Origin of the sequence: Rhodococcus sp. YH1 (genome assembly GCF_009939605.1) — a bacterium.
Taxonomy (GTDB): domain Bacteria; phylum Actinomycetota; class Actinomycetes; order Mycobacteriales; family Mycobacteriaceae; genus Rhodococcus; species Rhodococcus aetherivorans.
This window is the reverse complement of sequence record NZ_WVTE01000288.1, coordinates 35,167-54,267: the sequence shown is the minus strand read 5'-3', so window position 1 is coordinate 54,267 and position 19,101 is coordinate 35,167. Positions and strand designations below refer to the sequence as shown.

At 69.9% G+C, this 19,101-nt stretch carries 21 protein-coding genes, 1 tRNA gene and 1 other RNA gene; 11 read left to right on the top strand and 12 right to left on the bottom strand.

The genetic code is table 11. The features are described from left to right. Positions 1-100: 100 nt before the first annotated feature. Entirely contained in the window at positions 101-1,093 is a 993-nt protein-coding gene (locus AIIKEEIJ_RS30385) for a GmrSD restriction endonuclease domain-containing protein (protein WP_006943081.1), read from the top strand. A 13-nt stretch (positions 1,094-1,106) separates the two neighbouring features. Here the strand turns inward: AIIKEEIJ_RS30385 and AIIKEEIJ_RS30380 are convergent, their stop codons facing one another. Together AIIKEEIJ_RS30380 and AIIKEEIJ_RS30375 are read right to left on the bottom strand one after the other, a co-directional pair. Then, positions 1,107-1,373 carry a DUF1905 domain-containing protein gene (locus tag AIIKEEIJ_RS30380; protein ID WP_006943087.1) on the bottom strand — a complete coding sequence of 89 codons (267 nt, stop codon included), beginning with the start codon at positions 1,371-1,373 and terminating at the stop codon, positions 1,107-1,109. Positions 1,374-1,462: 89 nt separating this feature from the next. Further along, positions 1,463-1,550, bottom strand: a tRNA-Ser gene (locus AIIKEEIJ_RS30375). A 117-nt stretch (positions 1,551-1,667) separates the two neighbouring features. Here AIIKEEIJ_RS30375 and ffs point away from each other — a divergent pair. Beyond that, positions 1,668-1,762: signal recognition particle sRNA small type (gene ffs, locus AIIKEEIJ_RS30370), an RNA gene on the top strand. A gap of 49 nt (positions 1,763-1,811) precedes the next feature. Next, on the top strand, positions 1,812-3,101 hold the full coding sequence (locus AIIKEEIJ_RS30365) for an aminotransferase class I/II-fold pyridoxal phosphate-dependent enzyme (RefSeq protein WP_006943089.1): 1,290 nt from the start codon (positions 1,812-1,814) through the stop codon (positions 3,099-3,101). A 191-nt stretch (positions 3,102-3,292) separates the two neighbouring features. Here the strand turns inward: AIIKEEIJ_RS30365 and AIIKEEIJ_RS30360 are convergent, their stop codons facing one another. Further along, complete coding sequence (locus AIIKEEIJ_RS30360) at positions 3,293-3,451, bottom strand: hypothetical protein (protein ID WP_006943091.1); 159 nt, start codon at positions 3,449-3,451, stop codon at positions 3,293-3,295. A gap of 408 nt (positions 3,452-3,859) precedes the next feature. On the opposite strand from AIIKEEIJ_RS30360, the gene AIIKEEIJ_RS30355 reads away from it, so the two are divergent. Then, complete coding sequence (locus AIIKEEIJ_RS30355; RefSeq protein ID WP_161997242.1) at positions 3,860-4,315, top strand: DUF6098 family protein; 456 nt, start codon at positions 3,860-3,862, stop codon at positions 4,313-4,315. Between the two features lie 45 nt (positions 4,316-4,360). On the opposite strand, the gene AIIKEEIJ_RS30350 is transcribed toward AIIKEEIJ_RS30355, so the two are convergent. Together AIIKEEIJ_RS30350 and AIIKEEIJ_RS30345 are read right to left on the bottom strand one after the other, a co-directional pair. Further along, positions 4,361-5,239 (bottom strand): M48 family metalloprotease, encoded by an 879-nt coding sequence (locus AIIKEEIJ_RS30350; RefSeq protein ID WP_238406654.1) that lies wholly within the window; start codon positions 5,237-5,239, stop codon positions 4,361-4,363. 2 nt (positions 5,240-5,241) lie between these two features. After that, the gene (locus AIIKEEIJ_RS30345) at positions 5,242-5,634 is read right to left on the bottom strand and encodes a BlaI/MecI/CopY family transcriptional regulator (RefSeq protein WP_029547104.1); all 393 of its coding nucleotides are present in this window, start codon (positions 5,632-5,634) and stop codon (positions 5,242-5,244) included. A gap of 81 nt (positions 5,635-5,715) precedes the next feature. On the opposite strand from AIIKEEIJ_RS30345, the gene AIIKEEIJ_RS30340 reads away from it, so the two are divergent. The 4 genes from AIIKEEIJ_RS30340 to AIIKEEIJ_RS30325 all read left to right on the top strand — a co-directional run bounded on the left by AIIKEEIJ_RS30340 (position 5,716) and on the right by AIIKEEIJ_RS30325 (position 9,259). Further along, positions 5,716-6,207, top strand: a complete 492-nt coding sequence (locus AIIKEEIJ_RS30340; RefSeq protein WP_006943095.1) for a DUF2231 domain-containing protein — start codon at positions 5,716-5,718, stop codon at positions 6,205-6,207. Between the two features lie 420 nt (positions 6,208-6,627). Continuing rightward, positions 6,628-8,244: an MFS transporter gene (locus AIIKEEIJ_RS30335; protein WP_161997240.1), complete on the top strand. Its 1,617-nt coding sequence runs from the start codon at positions 6,628-6,630 to the stop codon at positions 8,242-8,244. Positions 8,245-8,356: 112 nt separating this feature from the next. Beyond that, the gene (locus tag AIIKEEIJ_RS30330) at positions 8,357-9,046 is read left to right on the top strand and encodes a ZIP family metal transporter (protein WP_161997239.1); all 690 of its coding nucleotides are present in this window, start codon (positions 8,357-8,359) and stop codon (positions 9,044-9,046) included. Between the two features lie 60 nt (positions 9,047-9,106). After that, positions 9,107-9,259 (top strand): hypothetical protein, encoded by a 153-nt coding sequence (locus AIIKEEIJ_RS30325; RefSeq protein WP_161997238.1) that lies wholly within the window; start codon positions 9,107-9,109, stop codon positions 9,257-9,259. Positions 9,260-9,283: 24 nt separating this feature from the next. Here AIIKEEIJ_RS30325 and AIIKEEIJ_RS30320 read toward each other — a convergent pair whose 3' ends face one another. Next, positions 9,284-10,462, bottom strand: coding sequence for a carboxymuconolactone decarboxylase family protein (locus AIIKEEIJ_RS30320; protein ID WP_044476304.1), 1,179 nt, complete (start codon positions 10,460-10,462; stop codon positions 9,284-9,286). A 240-nt stretch (positions 10,463-10,702) separates the two neighbouring features. Between AIIKEEIJ_RS30320 and AIIKEEIJ_RS30315 the strand changes: the two genes are divergently transcribed. Next, a complete protein-coding gene (locus AIIKEEIJ_RS30315) occupies positions 10,703-11,278 on the top strand; it encodes an HhH-GPD-type base excision DNA repair protein (RefSeq protein ID WP_161997237.1) in 576 nt (191 codons plus the stop codon). A 6-nt stretch (positions 11,279-11,284) separates the two neighbouring features. Here the strand turns inward: AIIKEEIJ_RS30315 and AIIKEEIJ_RS30310 are convergent, their stop codons facing one another. The 5 genes from AIIKEEIJ_RS30310 to AIIKEEIJ_RS30290 all read right to left on the bottom strand — a co-directional run bounded on the left by AIIKEEIJ_RS30310 (position 11,285) and on the right by AIIKEEIJ_RS30290 (position 15,309). Then, positions 11,285-12,610: an ammonium transporter gene (locus AIIKEEIJ_RS30310; RefSeq protein ID WP_161997236.1), complete on the bottom strand. Its 1,326-nt coding sequence runs from the start codon at positions 12,608-12,610 to the stop codon at positions 11,285-11,287. Positions 12,611-12,832: 222 nt separating this feature from the next. Then, positions 12,833-13,015: a hypothetical protein gene (locus AIIKEEIJ_RS30305; protein WP_006943116.1), complete on the bottom strand. Its 183-nt coding sequence runs from the start codon at positions 13,013-13,015 to the stop codon at positions 12,833-12,835. Between the two features lie 217 nt (positions 13,016-13,232). Then, positions 13,233-13,511 carry a GlsB/YeaQ/YmgE family stress response membrane protein gene (locus AIIKEEIJ_RS30300; RefSeq protein WP_006943117.1) on the bottom strand — a complete coding sequence of 93 codons (279 nt, stop codon included), beginning with the start codon at positions 13,509-13,511 and terminating at the stop codon, positions 13,233-13,235. A 151-nt stretch (positions 13,512-13,662) separates the two neighbouring features. Beyond that, on the bottom strand, positions 13,663-13,938 hold the full coding sequence (locus tag AIIKEEIJ_RS30295; protein ID WP_006943118.1) for a DUF4193 family protein: 276 nt from the start codon (positions 13,936-13,938) through the stop codon (positions 13,663-13,665). Positions 13,939-14,160: 222 nt separating this feature from the next. Beyond that, the gene (locus AIIKEEIJ_RS30290) at positions 14,161-15,309 is read right to left on the bottom strand and encodes a beta-mannosidase (protein ID WP_161997235.1); all 1,149 of its coding nucleotides are present in this window, start codon (positions 15,307-15,309) and stop codon (positions 14,161-14,163) included. Between the two features lie 294 nt (positions 15,310-15,603). Between AIIKEEIJ_RS30290 and AIIKEEIJ_RS30285 the strand changes: the two genes are divergently transcribed. Next, entirely contained in the window at positions 15,604-15,933 is a 330-nt protein-coding gene (locus AIIKEEIJ_RS30285) for a hypothetical protein (protein WP_161997234.1), read from the top strand. Positions 15,934-15,947: 14 nt separating this feature from the next. On the opposite strand, the gene AIIKEEIJ_RS30280 is transcribed toward AIIKEEIJ_RS30285, so the two are convergent. Then, positions 15,948-16,742, bottom strand: coding sequence for an SDR family NAD(P)-dependent oxidoreductase (locus tag AIIKEEIJ_RS30280; protein WP_161997233.1), 795 nt, complete (start codon positions 16,740-16,742; stop codon positions 15,948-15,950). Between the two features lie 73 nt (positions 16,743-16,815). On the opposite strand from AIIKEEIJ_RS30280, the gene AIIKEEIJ_RS30275 reads away from it, so the two are divergent. Next, the gene (locus AIIKEEIJ_RS30275) at positions 16,816-19,023 is read left to right on the top strand and encodes a DNA polymerase III subunit gamma and tau (protein ID WP_161997232.1); all 2,208 of its coding nucleotides are present in this window, start codon (positions 16,816-16,818) and stop codon (positions 19,021-19,023) included. Positions 19,024-19,101: the final 78 nt, after the last annotated feature.

The following is a 19,101-nucleotide window of genomic DNA, read 5'->3' as shown; positions in this document are numbered from 1 at the left end:
GGTAACGAAAGGGATGTCCGGTACGACCTCCGGGAGACGCCCTTTCGTTCCCCCGCGGAGGGTGCCGCCGTACCGCATCCCGCCCCCAGGAGTACCCAGCGTGTTCGCCTCACCGTCCCGCCAGTCCCCGAACCACCGCAGGCGGGGATGGAGCGCCGGACTCGCCGCGGCGGCCCTGCTGCTGACCGGATGCGCCGCAGCAACGGACACCGCCACCCCGGCGCACGCGCCCACCGTCGCCGCGACCCCGACGGTGACGACCACCCCGCCCCCGGCCCCCGCACCGGCGCCGACCCACGTTCCCGCGGACGCATCCGCCTCGTCGGCGCTGGCCACGCTCGCGACACTGCCGGTCAAGGGGCGAGCGCCCAAGACCGGTTACGACCGCGAACTCTTCGGCCCGGCGTGGAGCGACGACGTCGACGTCGACGGCGGCCGCAACGGCTGCGACACCCGCAACGACATCCTGCGGCGCGACCTCGTCGACATCACCTACAAGACCGCCACCCGGGACTGCGTGGTCCTCTTCGGCACCCTCCACGACGCCTACACCGGCACGACCATCGAGTTCCGCCGTGGCCAGGACACCTCCGCCGACGTGCAGATCGACCATGTCGTCGCGCTGTCCGACGCGTGGCAGAAGGGTGCCCAGCAGCTCGACCAGCAGACCCGCGCGAACTTCGCCAACGATCCCCGCAACCTGCAGGCCGTCGACGGCGACGCCAACCAGCAGAAGGGCGACGGCGACGCCGCGACCTGGCTGCCGCCGAACCGGTCCTACCGGTGCACGTACGTCGCGCGGCAGATCGAGGTCAAGGCCCTCTATCAGCTGTGGGTGACCCAGGCCGAGCACGACGCGATGGTCCGCGTCCTCACCGAGTGCGGCGCCGCCGCCCCGGCCCCCGTGCCCGCCGCGCCTGCCGCGACCGTGGCGCCGGAACCGGCCCCGTCGGTGGCATCGCCGCCGGCCGCCGCCGCGACCTACCGCAACTGCGCCGAGGCGCGGGCCGCCGGCGCCGCGCCGCTGTACGCCGGTCAGCCCGGGTACAGCGAGGAGATGGACGGTGACCGGGACGGTGTCGCCTGCGAGTGAGCCGCCCGGCGCGTCAGCACTCCGCGACCGTGATCGTCACCGTGTCGCCCACCTCGACCGACTCGGCGGCGCGCACCGACCTCTTCAACGCGAGGAAATGCCGGCCGTCGCCCCGCGGCTGCAGGGACGTGTCCCACTCGGTGCCGCCCATGCGGGCGCGTACCGGGATCAGTCCGCGTACGGCGACGCTCGTCACGGCCTCGACGATCCGGGCCGGCACGTCGACGTAGTGCCAGCCGCCCGGGCCGGGAAAGACCTCGACGATGCCGGAGAAGCGCATGCCGCGAGGCTAGAGGGTGGGGCCGACACGACAGGGAAGCGAAAAAGCCCCTGTGATCCGCGAAGCTGCGGATCACAGGGGCTTCCCCGTGGCGGAGGATAGGGGATTTGAACCCCTGAGGGCGTTAACCCAACCCGCGTTCCAGGCGAGCGCCATAGGCCACTAGGCGAATCCTCCGTGGGGAAGCATACCGAATATGACCTGGTGGTTGCCAAACGGGGAGGTCGCCGCGGGTTTCGGCGGGGTGTGGCGGTGCCGATTCACGGTTCGGAGCGATGTTTGTCTACACTGGCCGATGGATCCCGCGCGGCGCGCATCCTGTGAACTCCCCCAGGGCCGGAAGGCAGCAAGGGTCAACGGGCTCTGCCGGGTGCGCGGGGTCCCCTAGCTTCCGATGCCGATGCCCGTGCCGTTGGGCGCGGTGAAAGGTCCTTCCGCATGCCTACCCAAACCCAGATTGGGTTGATGAGCCATGAGGAACTCGTCGCAGAGCACGAGCGCCAGTCCCACAACTACGCGCGACTCGAAGCCGAGAAGCTGACGCTGGACCTGACTCGCGGCAAGCCGTCCCCCGAGCAGCTGGACCTCTCCGCGGAGTTGCTGTCGCTGCCCGGGGTCGACGACTACCGCGACGCGTCCGGCACAGACTGCCGTAACTACGGCGGCCTGCGCGGACTGCCCGAGCTGCGCGCCATCTTCGGGGAGCTCCTGGGCATCCCCACCGAGAACCTGATCGCCGGCAACAACGCCAGCCTCGAGATCATGCACGACCTGGTCGTGGCGTCGTTGCTGCACGGCACGGTGGATTCACCGCGCCCGTGGTCCCAGGAACCCGTCGTCAGGTTCCTGTGCCCCGCGCCCGGCTACGACCGGCACTTCGCGATCACCGAGTCGTACGGGATCGAGATGATCCCGGTGCCCATGCACGACGACGGGCCGGACCTGGCGAAGATCGCCGCGCTCGTCGGCTCGGACCCGCAGATCAAGGGCATGTGGGCGGTGCCCACCTACTCGAACCCGACCGGCGCCGTGTACTCCGAGCGCGCCGCCCGCGAACTGGCGTCGATGCCGACCGCCGCGCCGGACTTCCGGATCTTCTGGGACAACGCGTACGCCGTGCATCCCCTGGTCGAGGAGGCCGCCCCCGCCCTGGACATCCTGGGCATGGCGGCCGAGGCCGGGCACCCGAACCGCGTGTTCGTCCTCGCCTCGACATCCAAGATCACCTTTGCCGGCGCCGGCGTCAGCTTCTTCGGCAGCTCGGCCGAGAACCTGGCGTGGTACGAGAAGTTCCTGGGTATCAAGACCATCGGCCCGGACAAGGTCAACCAGCTGCGTCATCTGCGCTTCTTCGGTGATGCCGACGGGGTGCGGGCCCACATGGCCAAGCATCGCGAGCTCCTCGCACCGAAGTTCGCGCTCGTGCTGAAGATCCTCGAGGACCGGCTCGGGCCGTCGAAGGTGGCGTCCTGGACCGAGCCGAAGGGCGGCTACTTCATCAGCCTCGACGTGGTGGAGGGCACCGCCAAGCGGGTCATCTCCCTCGCGAAGAACGCGGGGATCGCGCTGACCGCGGCCGGGTCGGCGTTCCCGTACAAGAACGACCCCGAGGACAAGAACATCCGGCTCGCCCCGAGCTTCCCGTCGCTGAACGAACTCGCCACCGCCATGGACGGCGTCGCGACGTGCGTGCTGCTCGCGGCGACCGAGAAGGCCCTGGGCAAGTAGCTCCTCCCCGTAGGCCCCGGTCGTCACGCGGCGACCGGGGCCTACGGGTGTTTCCCCCACCTGTGGACAACTCTGTGGACAAGCGGTGGACAACTCGGCTCGGTCGGGCCGCGGGCAATTCTCGCCGTCACGGCCCGGTCGTCCTGGGCCGAATGTCACATCGCTTCGGTCACATCGAACGCGTGTGACATTCAGCCGGTCGCCGCGTCCTCGACGTAGCGGTCGATCTGCTCGTGCCAGAACTCCCGGACGCTGTCGGCCGAGTTCCCGGCACCGATCGCGTGTGCGACGAGGGCCTGAACGTCCTCGAGAACGCGGGTGTACTCGGATTCGTCACCGTGCAGTGCCATAGGCGAACGATACGCGCGCACATGGTGCGTCCGGCCGGCGTTCTGTGCCCGCCCGCACCCTTCAAGGGTTCCGCCGGTGGCGCGGATCCCACCGCTGCTCGATCACAGAGACCATCCCAACCGGAGATCGGGGACCGAAGGATCGCCGAGGCGCTCGAGTCGGCGTTCGCGTCACCGGATCCCACCCCAGGCGCACTGGTCGGGGGAGCCCCTGTCGACCGCGGACCGGGAGTAGCGCGCCGGGTACCGGGTATCCGGACGGCGTCCGTGAAGGACCGTCGACGGAGGGAGCCACCATCGCTAGGTCGCAGGACTCGGAACGCGCGAAGTGCCGGCACGAATTTCTCGCGCAGGTCGCCGGCTCCTCGCCGACGAATCCTGCGGTCGCCTGACGAACCGAGGACCTCGATGGCGCCACGTGAGGAGATGTATCCGGATCCCGACGACATGCAGGTCATCGCGAGCCTCGATCAGCTCGCCGCTCTCGTCGCGGGGGATCCGCTCATCTATCTGCGCTGTTCACCGGGACCGGCCGCGGACGCCGCGGACGGCCCCACGCGGGATGTCGAAGGCAATGTCACCCTGCCTGGTTGGTCTGTCGTGCCGGTCGCGCCGGAGCCGTGGTGGCGTCGGCCCGTCGAGGACTGGGTGGCACGGCGGGTCCACCGGTACGCCACGCGAGATGCGCCCGACGGATGCTTCCTCTGGCTGCTCAAGGGGACGATGGTCGGCCGCGGACCCGACCAGGAACCGTTGGTGATCGACATCCAGCCGCACGCGCGGCTCAGTCCCAGGGTGCTACGGGAGGCGGAGCAGCGGTATCACGAGCGGTTCGACGTGCAGGCGGAATCCCCAGAGCGGTGAGTCCACAAGGCGGTGAGGCGGGCGGCCGGCGTCGTCCGCCCGGCTTCACCGCTGCAGGACGAGGTGGGGCGTCTCGTGTTCCGGAAGAAGCACGTCCTGGACGATATCCGTTGTCCGCAGAGCCGAGAACGACACCAGCGCGATCGCCACGATCAGCGTCGCGGCGACCGTGCGAGCCCACGGAAGCCGAGGCGGATCGACCAGCGCGTGCACGCGTTCGACGACGTCACCGCCCGCCACCGAGAGCGTGGTCGACGAATGAGCCTCGAGGGAGCGGCTTCTCGCGACGGCTGCGGCGGCGACGGCCTGGGCGGCCGCGCGACGGCCACCGGCGGCGGCTTCCTCGTCGGCCCACCGCTCCGCGGCCCGGCGAACGACGTCGGGAACCGGCCGCAGCAGCGGGTGGAGTGCGGCCGCCGTCTCGGCGATCTGTATCCACCGGGAATGATGGTGCCGCAGGTGGGCGTGCTCGTGTGCGAGCAATACGGTCAGTTCGTCCTCGGTGAGAGCCGACTTCATGGCGGTCGTCACGACGATCCCGCCCCCTCGCCCGGGGACGGAGTAGGCGTCGGCGACCGGGCTCCGGGCGAGGAGGTAGCCCTCCGTCCGGGGGAGGCTTCGGCAGAATCGAGTTGCTGCGCAAAGGTTCTGCCGGACGTGCCAGAGGTGCCGCAGGCCCCCGGCTGTGGCACACAGAGCGGCGGTGAGGAGGATCGCCGCGACTGCGACGGATGTCGTGCCGGGCCGGTGGTGGATGAGCGTGAGGGCCACGGCAGTCGCCGACGAGAGCAATGTCAGGGCGCACAGAGCGGAGAGAACAGGTAGGAGCCGGACCGTTGTCGCCGGCCGGGCCTGTACCGCGATGCGCTCGGCTCCGATACCGAGCGCTGCTCCCACCGCGAGTGGAGCGAGGACAACAGGCATTATCACGGCTCTCTCCCTTCGTCCGGCTCGCCGTCCTCGCGCCCGAGCAGCCTCAGCAGCATCCGCTCGTCGTCGGGTGTCAATTCCGCGACGAACCGGGCCAGCACGTCCGCGCGGCGGCCGTACTTGTCGAGAAGCCGATGCATGTCCCGGGCGGCCTGCGCAGCCGGGAGCGTCTCGATCGGTGCCGCGAGCCGATACGCGTAACCACGACCGGACGGCGTCCGGTCCAGAATTCCCTTGCCGTGCATGCGGGCCAGCGTCGTCATCACGGTGGTGTGGGCGAGTGCTCCTGGCAGCAACTCGTTCACCCTTGCCACGGTGAGCGGCTCTTCCGCGCCGGCAAGGACGTCGACGATCTCCTGCTCCAGGGTGCCGCGTAGGCGCCGCGCCATCGGTTTCAGGCTCCTCTCAGGACGGCTTACTACTATCGAGAAAGTAGTAGATGTCCGGTCATCCCTCTCCCGAGGAGCAGCATGTCCCAGATCAACGGACTCCCGGCGCACATACTGTTCGTGCACGCCATCGTAGTGTTGGTGCCGCTCGTGGCGGTCGGAGTCGTCCTTTCGGCCCTCTGGCCCGCCGCCCGGGTGCGGCTCGTGTGGCCCACTGCGGCGCTGGCCACCGCACTGCTCGTCCTGACCCCGCTGACCGCCGAGGCCGGTGAGTCGCTGGAGCATCAGGTCGACCGCACCGCACTGCTGCACACCCATACCGAGCTCGGTGACACCATGCCGTTCGTCGCCGCTGGGCTGTTCGCCGCGGCGATGCTGGTCGGGGCCCTGCACGTGCTGGATTCGCGTGGGTCGATGCCGGCCGCACGAGTGCGGCTCCTGACCGTGGTCACCGCCCTCGTCGCGGTCCTCGTCGGGGTCGGCGCGACGGTTCAGGTGTATAGGGTGGGCGACTCCGGCGCGCAGGCCACCTGGCAGGACCGGGTGGGCGTCGCCGCGGGGGAGTCGCCGTGACCTGTCCGGCGCCACCCGCGTGCGCCCCGCACCGGCCGCGGCCCGCTTACGACACCGAACGCGCCTCGGCGGAAATCGATCCGATGGAACCGCGCGAGCCCATGGGGCGTGTTTCCCTGGAGACCGCCGTCGCGTGGCCGGCTCGTGCGCTCTGGATAGGTCGCCTCGCACGTGAGACACTCGTGTCACGGGATTGACGTCGTGCTCCCGGCCATCCCCTCCCGTGCCGGGCCGAGGGGCTGAAGATGGGCGGGCGTACACCCAGGAGGTGGCCGTGATGTCAGAGGCTGCCCGCCGCCGATCGCCCACCCGGGCTGATGCCGCGGGTATCCGCGGGCGAGCGAGCGGCCGGTCGACACACTCCCGTGCCGAAACGGACGGCCGGGGGAACGTCACCACTGCCGGGACGATGGGTGTCCGGTGATCGAGAGACCAACGGCCAGCGATCCCTCCGAGAAGGCAGCGGGCCCGCAGCGCCTGCTCGCCCTACTGCTGGCGATGGCGATGTTCGTGCTCGTCGTCGACACATCGCTGATGAACGTCTCGATCTCATCGGTGGTTCGCGACCTCGGCACGACGGTCAGCGGCGTGCAGGCTGCGATCGCGCTCGAGGCGTTGGTTTCTGCGGCATTCATCCTGATCGGTGGCAAGGTCGGTGATCTCATCGGACGCAAGCGTGCGTACGTGCTCGGCCTGCTCGGTTACGCAGTCGGTGCGTCGGCGATGGCGTTCGCGCAGAGCCTGACCGTGATCGTCGTCTTCTGGGCCGTACTCGGTGGGATCGGCGCGTCACTCCTGTTGCCCGCCATGCAGTCTCTCATCCACGGCAATTTCGAGGGGGAGGCGCAGAAGAAGGTCTACGCGCTGGTCGGGGCGGCGGCTGCGATTGCCGCTGCCGTCGGACCGCTGCTGGGAGGCTTCATCACCACCTACCTGTCGTGGCGCGTCGGATTTGTGCTCGAGGTCGTCGTCATCGGGGTCGTGCTGTCCGGTGTCAGGCTCGTCCACGATGTGCCGTACACCGGACCTCGGGGCGTTGACCTGATTGGTGCGGTACTTTCCGTTCTGGGCATGGGCGGGATCGTGCTGGGAATCCTGGTGTGGCAGGAGGGCGGCGAAGCCGTTGGTGCGCTCCTGGTGGTCGGTGCGATTGCGCTGGCTGTGCTGGCCTACTGGCTCGTGCGGCGCAAACGTCGAGGCGAGCCGGCGCTGCTGGACCCGGATTTGTTCCGCTCCAAGATCTTCAAGCTGGGGATCTCCGGGCAGATGCTCCAGCAGATTGCGCTCGGCGGCACGATGATCGCGCTGCCGATCTACCTGCAGATGGTGTTCGAGTACAACGCGCTGCAGGCGGGCCTGTCCCTCGCACCGCTGTCGCTCAGCATGTTCGCAGTGGCGTTGCTCGCGGGGAAGAAGGCGAGTGATCGCCGCCCGAGCGGCATCATCCGGTGGGGATTCGTTCTCCTCACGCTCGGGATCGTGGCGCTGATCCCGATCGTGCCGCGGGCGGAGTTCGGCTGGGGCCTCGTGATCCCCCTGGTGATTGCCGGATCGGGATTGGGGTTGTTGGTCTCTCAACTCAACAACTACACACTCGCCCCGATCGAGGAGGAGCGGATCAGCGAAGCCGCCGGCGTCAATTCTGCGGCAGGATCGTTCGGGTTGTCGTTCGGGCTGGCGTTCGCCGGCGCCATCATGCTGGCAACGCTGTCCCTCACCTTCACCGCAATGGCGGAATCGAGCACCGTGCTCCCGCAGGCAGAGCAACAGCAGGTGGCGCAGGTCCTCGAGGACGACGCCGAAGTCATGAGCAACACCCAGCTCGAACAGCTGCTCGCCGGCGAACCCCCGGAGTTTCAAGACGAGATCATCCGTATCAACACCGACGCACGACCGCTCGCCCTACAGGTGGCACTGCTCATTCCCCTCCTCGCCGGTCTCATCGGGGTGTTCAACTCGTTCCGCATGATGCGCATACCGGAACCCACACCGAAGAGCCCCGGCGAAGGGCCTGATGGGGCAGAATACGCGCCGTAGTCGGGTTTCCGGCGAAATGGTACGTAACCGTTGGTGTTCAACGGTTTTCGTGTCGGACGCGCCCACCCGGCGCCGGCCGGGCGGGCGCCACGTTCTGCCGTAGAGTGGCACGGTGCTGACAGCTTTCTCGTACGGCCTGGGTACCGCGGTGCCGCTGTTCGCCGGTGCCCTGATGGGGCTCCGGTACGACCTGCCCCGTCCGCTGCTTGCGGCCCTGATGGCGTTCGGTGCCGGAGCCATGGTCTCCGCGGTGTCCACCGAATTGTTCGCGCCCGCCTTCGCGGACCAGGGCCTGTGGTCCGCAGGCGGCGCGCTGCTGCTCGGTGCCGTGGTGTACGTCGTCGCCGACCGGTTGATCGAGCGCCGGCTCGGCGCCGCTGCATTGGGGTGGGCGCTGATGCTCGGGGCGTTGCTCGACGGGATCCCGGAGAACGCCGCCCTCGGGGTGACACTCGGCGGTGCCGGTGCCGGCGGGTTGGTACTGCTGGTCGCCATCGCCGTCGGCAACGTGCCCGAGGCGGTCGCCGGTGCCGCGTCGATGCGCTCGAACTTCGACCGGCGGAAGGCCGTGCTCATCTGGGGCATCACGGCGGCGCTGCTGGTGGTCGTGGTGGTCGTCGCGACGGCGTATGCCGACTCGCTGCCCCCCGCGGGGATCTCGCTCATCCAGGCCTTCGCCGGTGGCGCGACGATCGCGGTCCTCGCCGATTCCCTGATGCCGGAGGCATACCGGGAAGGTGGCTGGTGGGTGGGAATATCCACCGCCCTCGGATTCCTCGTCGCGTCCGCTCTGGGCGGGTGACGTCGTCGCCGGCATCCGAACCCGTCCGTTTCACCGCCGGCGAGCAAGGTAGAGGAACGTGTGGCACGACGTCGGCGGTGGCCGTTGCGCGACGGCACGCACCTCGCGGCGGGCGGGCCGTCGGTCGCCGGGCTCACCGGCTGCCGCCGCACGCTGCCCGCCCCGACCCCGATGCTCGACTACCTCGACGCCGAACACGAGAGCAGGCGTTGAGCCGCGGCGCGGAAGTGGAAGAACTCACTCGTAGAAGGCGTGCAGCCGGTGCAGGAGCTGCATCACGGAAATCCACACCGTCAGTTCGATAATCTCCGGCGGCGCAAGTTCCTTCGTGGCAGCGGCGACGACCTCCGGGGTGATCTGCGCGGGGCTGCTCGATGCGGCCTCGGCGTAGGCGAGGGCCGTGTCGGTGTGCACGTCGAGCCCGGCGCGGCTCCCGGCGAGCTGTGAAGTGGTTGCGCCGGCATATTCGGCCAGATTGCGCGCCGATTTCGCGAGCGCCTCGTCCTCGACTGCGTTCGCGTACACGAGACCGGCCAGGTGCTTCGCGCGCAACCCGAGCCGGCTCTGCTTCGGGTCGGTGTTGGCACCGAGGACGGCGGCGAGTGCGCGAATCGCCCGGCCGTGTGACAGGTGCGCCAGGATCGGGAAGTCGTGGCCCGTCCGCTGGCGGAGATGAATCCCGACTGCCGGCCAACTGTGTGGCACACCGGACGTCCAGTGCTTGTCGGCGCGGATCACCGACGGCAAGACCGGCAACAAGCCGAGCAGGTCCACAAACCTGTCCGGTTGCGGCTTGGTCGGCGTTACGGTGGCTGCCGGTATCGGCAGGTGTTTTCCGGCCGTCCAGCCCGTCGGACCGATCACCTCGTCGGCGAGGGCCAGCATGCTCTCTTCGAGCGGAATGCCCACAGTGTCATTGAATTTGTTCAAGAAGCCCATCACCGCGACTGCGAGCACCAACCACTCCGCGTCCGCCGGAGAAAAGGAATCGCGCAGCGCATCCCGCTGCGCCGGGGTCAGCGACCCGGGAACGCGTCCGAGTCCCTCCGCGACGTCGAGCGCGGACCGCTCGGCACTGCTGTAGCCACCCGACGCCGGCCCCCGGCCCACGATCCGCACAAGATCACCCTCGTCGGCCCCACGCCGGAGCGCGAACGCGCAGCAGTGTGATGCACAGTATGCGCACCCCGCTGCGCGGCTGGCCGTGTACATGGCGAGGCCGACCGTCGCCTTGGGGGGTCCGAAACCGAACAGCAGGAAGGGCAGGTTGAGGAAGTTGGGTACGAGCACGTTGTACGTGCGCATCCCGATCGGCCAGATCTCCAAATACGCGGCGGCATTCGGCGCTACGCCGAGAACCTTCCGGACCATTGCAAACTGCGCACCGTATCGGCGTTGCAGGGTCACCATGTCCACGGACGATCCGTGCAGCGCCTGAGCGATTGTCCCGGGCGAGGACGTCACGAGGCGAATCGTACCGCCGACACCGACCGCGGTACCAGGTCCGCGCACGCCGGCGAAGGTCGAGGAGTTCGTCGGCCCGGCGTTACGCCGCCGAACACGCCCTCCGCCCCGGGCTGCGGCCTGACTCACATGACCGACCGGAGCGGAGTGCCTCCTCGGCCCATGCCCGCCGCGGATGCCATGATCGTGGCCATGGCACCGACGTTGAACCTCGTGGGCGATGCCGACGCCGATGCGTTGCTCGCCGCCGATCCGCTCGCCCTGCTCATCGGGATGCTCCTCGATCAGCAGGTTCCGATGGAGACCGCGTTCGCGGGACCGAAGAAGCTCGCCGACCGCCTCGGTGGTCTGGACGTGCACCGCATTGCCGACGCCGATCCGGACGAGTTCGCCGCGATCTGCGCCCGGCCGCCGGCCGTGCACCGGTTTCCCGGATCGATGGCCAAGCGGATCCAGGCGCTGTGCGCCGAGGTCACGGACCGCTACGACGGCGACGCGGCAACACTGTGGACGAGCGGCGACCCCGACGGCAAGGAGGTGCTGAAGCGCCTGAAGGCCCTGCCCGGCTACGGCGACCAGAAGGCCCGGATCTTCCTGGCTCTGCTGGGCAAGCAGATCGGGGTGCGGCCGGAGGGCTGGCGGGAGGCTGCGGGGGAGTACGGCGAGGACGGGTCGCGGCGGTCCATCGCCGACGTCGTCGACGCGCAGACCCTGCAGGAGGTCCGGGAGTTCAAGAAGGCGTCGAAGGCGGCCGCGAAGAAGAAGTGAGCGCTGCTAGCGCTCGTCGTCGCCGGGCACGGCGTCTTCCCGTGCCTGGGACGGGAAGACCGAGTGCAGCGGATTGACCCCGCCCATCGCCCCGTGCCCGGGCACGCCGTGTTCGTAGGCGGATTCGGCGTGCAGGGCCAGGTCGATACCGGACGCCTCGTCCTCCTTACTGACCCGGAAGCCGAAGGTGCGGTCGATCAGCTTGCCGAGGCCGAAGGTCACGCCGAAGGCGTAGAGCCCCACCACCAGTACCGCGAGGACCTGCTTGCCGAGCTGCGCGAAGCCGCCGCCGTACAGCAATCCTTCCGGACCGTCGGTCATCACGGCGGTCGCGAGCACGCCGACGAGAACGGTGCCGACGATGCCGCCCATCAGGTGCACGCCGACGACGTCGAGCGAATCGTCGTAGCCCAGGCGGAACTTCCAGCCCACGGCGTACGAACAGACGATGCCGGCCACCGCGCCGACGACGAGCGCACCGAGAACATCGACGGTGCCGCACGCGGGGGTGATCGCCACCAGGCCGGCGACCACGCCCGAGGCGGCGCCGAACGTGGTGGGGTGCCCGTCGCGGCGCTGTTCGACGAACAGCCACCCGAGCATGCCGGTGCACCCGGCGACGAGCGTGTTGAGGAAGACCGCGGCGGCCTTGCCGTCGGCGGCCAGGGCGGAGCCGGCGTTGAATCCGAACCAGCCGAACCACAGCAGGCCCACGCCGAGCAGGACGATCGGGAGGTTGTGCGGCCGCATGGATTCGGAACGGAATCCCAGCCTTGGTCCGAGCACCAGTGCCAGGGCCAGACCGGACGCTCCGGAGACGGTTTCGACGACGAGTCCACCCGCGTAGTCGAGCACGCCGAGCCGTGCGATCCAGCCGTCGGGTCCCCAGGCCCAGTGGGCGACAGGGACGTACACGAGCAGTGCCCAGACAGGCACGAACAGCATCCAGGCGGAGAACTTGGCCCGGTCGGCGATCGCCCCGCTGACGAGGGCGGCGGTGATGATCGCGAAGGTCAATTGGAAGGTGGCGAACAGGAGTTCCGGTACCTGGCCGTGGACGGTGTCGGGCCCGATACCGCTCATCCCCAGGTGTGCGAATCCGCCGAGCACTCCGCCGCCGAGATCGTCGTCGAAGCTGAGCGTGTAGCCCGCGACGAGCCACGTGACCGTGACGAGCGGGATCGACACGAAGCTCATCATGATCATGTTGAGGACGCCGGTGGAGCGGACCATCCCGCCGTAGAACAGGGCGAGACCCGGGGTCATCAGCAGGACGAGGGCGGTGCTCGCCAGCAGCCACGCGGTGGCCCCGGCGTCGATCGTGGGTGACACGGCAGATTCTCCTCACGCGCACGGTTCTCGGTGCGCCGGGTATCCACGATGTGCCGGTCCGGTTTCTGCCACGCGGCGCGGGTGTTGCGAGCGAGTTACGGAAACGGTCATTTCCGACAAGTGGCCGCGAGGGTGTCCCGGTAGCCGCGCACGGGCGGTGCCGCGGAGCGGTGTTCGCGAGGTTCGCCCGCTACGGGACCGACGAGGTCGGCGGCCGGGGGCTCAGGTCTTCTTGCGGGGCGATCGGCGTCGTTTCGGGGCCGGCTCGGACTCCGGGATGTCTGCAGGACGGCCGGTCAGCGCCTCCACGACGGCGGCGAGATCCTCCGAGGACAGCTCGGGGGTCTCCTGCGGGGTGCGGCTCGCCGTGGCGGAGCGTGCCCTCGTTGCTGCGGTGTCGTCCATCGGTGTCCCTCTCGTCGCTCGGCGGCGTTCCCCGGATGACCGCCACGCTCACCGCACGCGCCATCCACCCGGCCAGCATGCCGGAAAGGTCCCGTTTTCGCAGCGGATGACGGCCGACACGCCCGGCGCGGATTCGGCCCGTGCAGCGCAGCGGCCTCCCGTGCCCCGGAACGGGGCGACGGGAGGCCGCTGCGCGTGTGGTGACTGGTCGGCGAGATTACCGGTGGTGGACCGTGCGGCGGCCGGTGACAGCCTTGACCAGGAACAGCAGGATCACCGCACCGAGGAGGCAGGTGAGGAAGCTGAAGATCAGGCCGCCGCCCGCCACATCGACACCGAAGAGCTTGAGCAGGAAGCCGCCGAGCAGACCGCCGATGACACCTACGACGATGTTCAGCAGGATGCCCTGTTGCTCGTCGGTCTTCATGATCTTGCTACCGATCCAGCCGGCGAGGCCGCCGATGATGATCCACCCGATGATTCCGAGTCCGAGCACGCTCCACTTCCCTTCGTTCGGGAATCTCGTCGATCCCCTCCGGTCTTCACCCGCCGTCGCCGGCGTGGTCACGACTTCGGTTACCCCGTAGGGCGAGGGACTACACCTCGGCGGAAAATTGTTCTCGTTCTGCGCCTTCCGCCGAGGTCCGTCAGCTGCAGTCCCGGCAGCGTGTCGTGCCGTCGTCGGACGGCGCGAGCCTGCTGTGGTGGTGGACCAGGAAACAGCTGTCGCAGACGAACTCGTCGTTCCGCCGGGGGACGACCGGGGCGGTGAGCTCCTCGCCGGACAGGTCGGCGCCGGGGAGTTCGAAGAACTCGGCGATGTCGCCGTCGTCCGGCTCCACGGTCTCGCTCACCGCCGGAAGCGTCGGGGCGGTCAGCTCGTCCGTGTCGAGCTCTTTACGGGTGTCGTAGTCGAGTGTCATGACCCTCCTCAGTCCTGGTCGCCGCCCGGCGACGGCACCAGCCGCGCGGTGCGATGTCTTCTTCGTGTCACCTTCCGGCGGGTGCCGGTGAGGGCGACGCCGGGCCGTGATCGCCCTCCTGTACCCGGACCGGGGAGATACCAAACCACTGTGCCGGAACCGGTGGGCGATCCAGGCCGGCCGTCCGACCGGACGGGTGGTCTCGCCGCGCGCGGGCCCCGGCTATCCGGTGTTCGGGATGGGCCCGACGGATGCGCCCGAGGTTCCGAATTCCTCGATCACATCCCACAATTCGTCGTCTGGGCCGATGTCGTAGGTGCAGGAGTCCGGCCGGGGATCGGGGACGAAGGCCCAGAGGAGCGCCCCGGCGGTGCCGGCCGTCTTCTGTCCCTCGATTTTCGTCGCGATGTGCTCGGCGCGGTCGGCCGTGGCCCCGCACCAGCCCGCCGGCTCGCCGATCTCGGCCACCAGCAGCGGCTTGTCGATCTGCTGGGCCTGGGCGATGCGGCGCGCCAGGCCGTTCCACTGGTCGCCGGGCAACGGGATCCCGTCGGCGCCGTAGTCGTGGTACTGGACGACGTCCACGAAGGGGGACGACCCGACCAGCGCGTACTCGTCGCCCTGCGTGCCGCACTGCCCGCCGCCGGTGAGCCCCGCGGTGATCAGGGTGCGGGGATCGATCGCGCGGACCTGCGCCCCCGCCGTGTCGAAGAACCCGCGCAGGACGGCGGCCGCGTCCGGCGGGCACTGCCGCAGCCACCACGAGCACGCCGCGTCGGTGCACATGCTGGTCTCGGGTTCGCCGACGAGTTCCCATGCAGCCAGCACCGGGGAGTCCTTCCACCGCGTCACCGCCGTCGTCACCCAGTCCCGGAAACTCAGCACGGCACGCTCGTGATCGACCGGCTCCGTCCATCCGTCGACATACCACTGCCGGTCCTTGAACGCCTCGTCCTCGCACGCGCCGTCCTGGGCGGCAAGGACCGGGATCACGAGTTGACCGTGGGCCTCCGCCGCGGCGAACACGGCGTCGAGCGGGCCGAAGTCGAGTTCGCCGGTGAACCGGTCGACGGCCAGGGCCTGGAAGGCGTTGAAGCGGGTGAGCGAATGCGGTGGCAGCGCGCCGAAGTACGCATCCAGATCGACCATGGCGCCGCAGCCCCAGTTCACCGCCCAGTTCGTGCCCAGCTGGTAGGCGTTGAAGCCGGTCGGCCACCAAGGCTGCCCGTCGAGCCGCAGCGCCGTGCCGTCGGTGGTGACCCGCGCGCCCGGATCCGGATCGGCGGCGGCGGTGCCGGCCGTGCCGATCGTCGCCGCGGCGACGATCGAGAGACCCACCGCCCACGCCTTTGCCGTGCTCCCCGATCCCATGGAGGAACTGTACTGGCGTGGAGCCGGATCGGCTGCGCATGCGAACCGCGCGACACCGCGCCGTTAGCACTCGGGTTCGGTGAGTGCTAATCTGTGCTGCGTAGCAGCCGGGCCGACGAGTGAGGTTGATCCAGGAGTAGATGCCGTGTCCCGTATCTGTTCCCGGTCGCATCGAGCGGTGGTCGCCGGACCGTTCACCCATCCCGGAATTCTTGTCCTGCAGAAGGTTCCGTACGACCCCGCCACCGGATGCTGCGCACCGTTCCGCCATCGCCGACGAGGATCCGAAAGACCATGTCCGTCCTGCAGACTCCCTTCCGCTCCGGACCGCACCGTTCCCGCCTCGAACTCCCCGCGCTGTCGACGCTGCGTGAGGCGGTCGAGGAGAAGGGGGCCGATCTGGCGCTGATGCTCGGCGCCCTGTCGATCGTGACCTTCTGGACGTTCGGCTTCGGGATTCTGCTCGGTGCGGCGGCCATCGGGACCGGCATCGCCGCCACCCGCCGGCCCGCCGTGTTCACCGACGAGGAGAAGTCCCTCGACGCTCTCGTCGGCATGCTCACCGGCATCTTCGGCATCCTCGCGGGCGTGGTGTTCCTCAGCTGGGCGCTGCCCAACCTCTGAGGCACCTGCCTCGGTCAGCGAGGCGCGGACGCCGGCGCGGCCATGAAGCGGTGGAGGAAGGCCTTCACCGAATCCGGTGTCACCGTCGACGCCGCCGCCATCGCCTTGGACATGGGGGAGCTGGCCACCACCTTCCGTTTGCCCTTCAGCATCGCCTCGTAGCCCTTGCGGGCGACCTTCGCAGGGTCGTCCTTGGGGCCGCGGGCGATCGGCGCGTCCGCCATCCCGGCCTTGCGGAAGAACGGGGTGTCGGTCGCTCCGGGCATCAGCGCGGTGACGGTGACCCCGGTCCCGCGCAGCTCCTCGTGCAGCCCCTCGGAGAACGACTGCAGGAACGACTTGGAGGCGTTGTAGACGACCTGGTACGGGCCGGGCATCTCCGAGACCACCGACGACGTGATCAGCACGCGCCCGGTGCCGCGCCCGGCCATGCCGTCGAGGACGTACTTGGCCAGATGCACGGTCGAGCGCACGTTGACGTCCACCACCTCGAGCTGGTCGTCGAGGCCGGTGTCCACGAACAGGCCACCCTGCCCGGTGCCGGCGTTGAGCGCAGCGGCGGCCAGCGGCCGGCCGGTCGCCGTCACGGCGGTGCACACCTCCTCCACGCCCGTCACCGTCCGGAGGTCGGCGCGCACCGGAATCACGGCGGCGCCGGTGGCGGCGAGAGCGCGGGTGGCGTCGTCGAGGGCATCGGAGCGGGCCACAAGGATGAGGTCGTATCCGTCCCGGCCGAACAGTCGGGCGAGTTCCAGGCCGATGCCGCTCGACGCTCCGGTCACCAGGGCCAACGGTCGTGTTTCGGTCATGGCCCCGGATACCCGCATCGCTCCGCCGCAACCACGCGGCCGGGGTGTCGGTCGGCGCCGGTAGTCTCGGCGCGTGGCCCTCTACCGTAAGTACCGACCGGCGACCTTTGCCGAGGTGGTGGGTCAGGAGCACGTCACCGAGCCCCTGAGCATCGCCCTCGACGCAGGTCGCATCAATCACGCGTATCTGTTCTCGGGCCCGCGCGGCTGTGGCAAGACCTCCTCGGCCCGGATCCTGGCCCGCTCCCTGAACTGCGCGGAGGGCCCCACGTCGGCCCCGTGCGGGACGTGCCGGTCCTGCGTGGCGCTCGGCCCCGGCGGTGGCGGCAACCTCGACGTCATCGAGCTCGACGCCGCCAGCCACGGCGGCGTCGACGACACCCGCGAACTACGCGACCGCGCCTTCTACGCGCCGGCCGAGTCGCGGTACCGCATCTTCATCGTCGACGAGGCCCACATGGTCACCACGCAGGGCTTCAACGCTCTGCTCAAGATCGTCGAGGAGCCGCCGGAGCACCTGATCTTCGTGTTCGCCACCACCGAACCGGAGAAGGTGCTGCCGACGATCCGCTCGCGCACCCACCACTACCCGTTCCGGTTGCTGCCGCCCCCCGTCATGCGCGGGCTGCTCGAGAAGATCTGCACGCAGGAGAACGTGGCGGTCGAGGACGCCGTCTACCCGCTGGTGATCCGTGCGGGCGGCGGTTCGCCGCGCGACTCGCTGTCGGTGATGGACCAGCTCCTCGCCGGCGCCGGCGAGGAGGGCGTGACCTACAGCCGTGCACTCTCGCTGCTCGGCGTCACCGACGTCGCCCTCATCGACGAGGCCGTGGACGCCCTCGCCGCCGGCGACGGTGCGGGTCTGTTCGGGACCGTCGAGAAGGTGATGGATGCCGGCCACGACCCGCGACGGTTCGCGGTCGACCTGCTCGAGCGGCTCCGGGATCTCATCCTGATGCGATCGGTGCCCGACGCCGCCGATCGCGGTCTCGTCGACGCCCCGGGCGACGTGCTGGAGCGGATGCGGGAGGAAGCCGACCGGATCGGTCCCGCCACCCTGACCCGGTACGCGGAGATCGTGCACTCCGGTCTGGGAGAGATGCGCGGTGCCACGGCCCCGCGCCTGCTCCTCGAGGTGATGTGCGCGCGGATGCTGCTGCCCGCCGCCTCGGGTTCGGAATCGGCTGTGCTGCAACGCCTCGAGCGTCTCGAAAGTGGGATCGCGGCCCCGCAGGGCGCCGCCCCGCGGGCCGTCGCTCCGGCGCCGGCCGCGCCCACGCCGCCGATCGCCCCCGAAGAGCCGGCCGCCCGTTTCCAGCGACCCTCGCAGCGACGAGCCGCACCGTCCTCGGTCGCGCCCGTCCCCGAGCCTGCGGCCGAGCCGGCCCCCGTTCCACCGGCGGAGTTACGACCGGCCGCCGCGGCGCCGGCGCCCGTGCCACCGCCGACGCCCGCCCCACCGCCGACGCCCGCCCCACCGCCGACGCCCGCCCCACCGGCCCGCGAACCGGAGCCTGCACCGCGCCCCGTCGTGCAGGAACCGGAGCCTGCACCGCGCCCCGTCGTGCAGGAACACGAGCCGCCCGCACCGCGACCCGCGCCGGAACCCCAGCCGGAGCCGGCGCCCGCCCCCGCCGCCGGGCCCGACGCCGCCGCCGTCCGCGCGGTATGGTCCGAAGTCCGTACCAAGGTCCGCGAGCGCAGCCGCACCGTCGAGGTCATGCTGTCCGGCGCCACGGTCCGCAGCGTCGAAGCGGGCCGCATCGTGCTCGGTCACGATTCGGCCCCCCTGGTCAAGAGGCTCGTCGAACCGCGCAACGCCGCGGTGATCGCCGACGCCCTGCGGGCGGTGTTCGGGGTGGACTTCGAGGTGACCTGCGTGCAGGGCGCTGCGACACCCCCCACCGCCGCGAAACCGGCCCCGGCGCAGGCGGGGTCGCGCCCTTCCGGTCAGCCTCGGTTCTCCCGGCCCAGCCAGGCCCGGCAGGCCCAGCCCGCCCCGCAACCGCGCGTGACGTCCCCCGGCGCGCCCCCGGTTCCGTCGCGTCCCGAGGTCGACGACATCCCGCCGCCCGAGGCGCCGGACTACCCGGACGACCCCGGTCCCGAGCCGGACTACGAGCCGCCGCGGATCAGCCCCGCCGACGTCACCCCCGAGGACGAGGAAGAGATGTTCGCCGAGGCCGCCACCCCGGGCGACCCGTCGACGCGGCGCGAACCGGAGGACGTGGCGATCGAGTTGCTGCAGGACATCCTGGGCGCGAAGAAGATCAGCGAGTGAGCACGAAAGATCGGTAAGTTGACCGATTGTCGGCGTGATCGCCGGGTTCCTATGGTCGAGCCACCTCAACCGGAACCC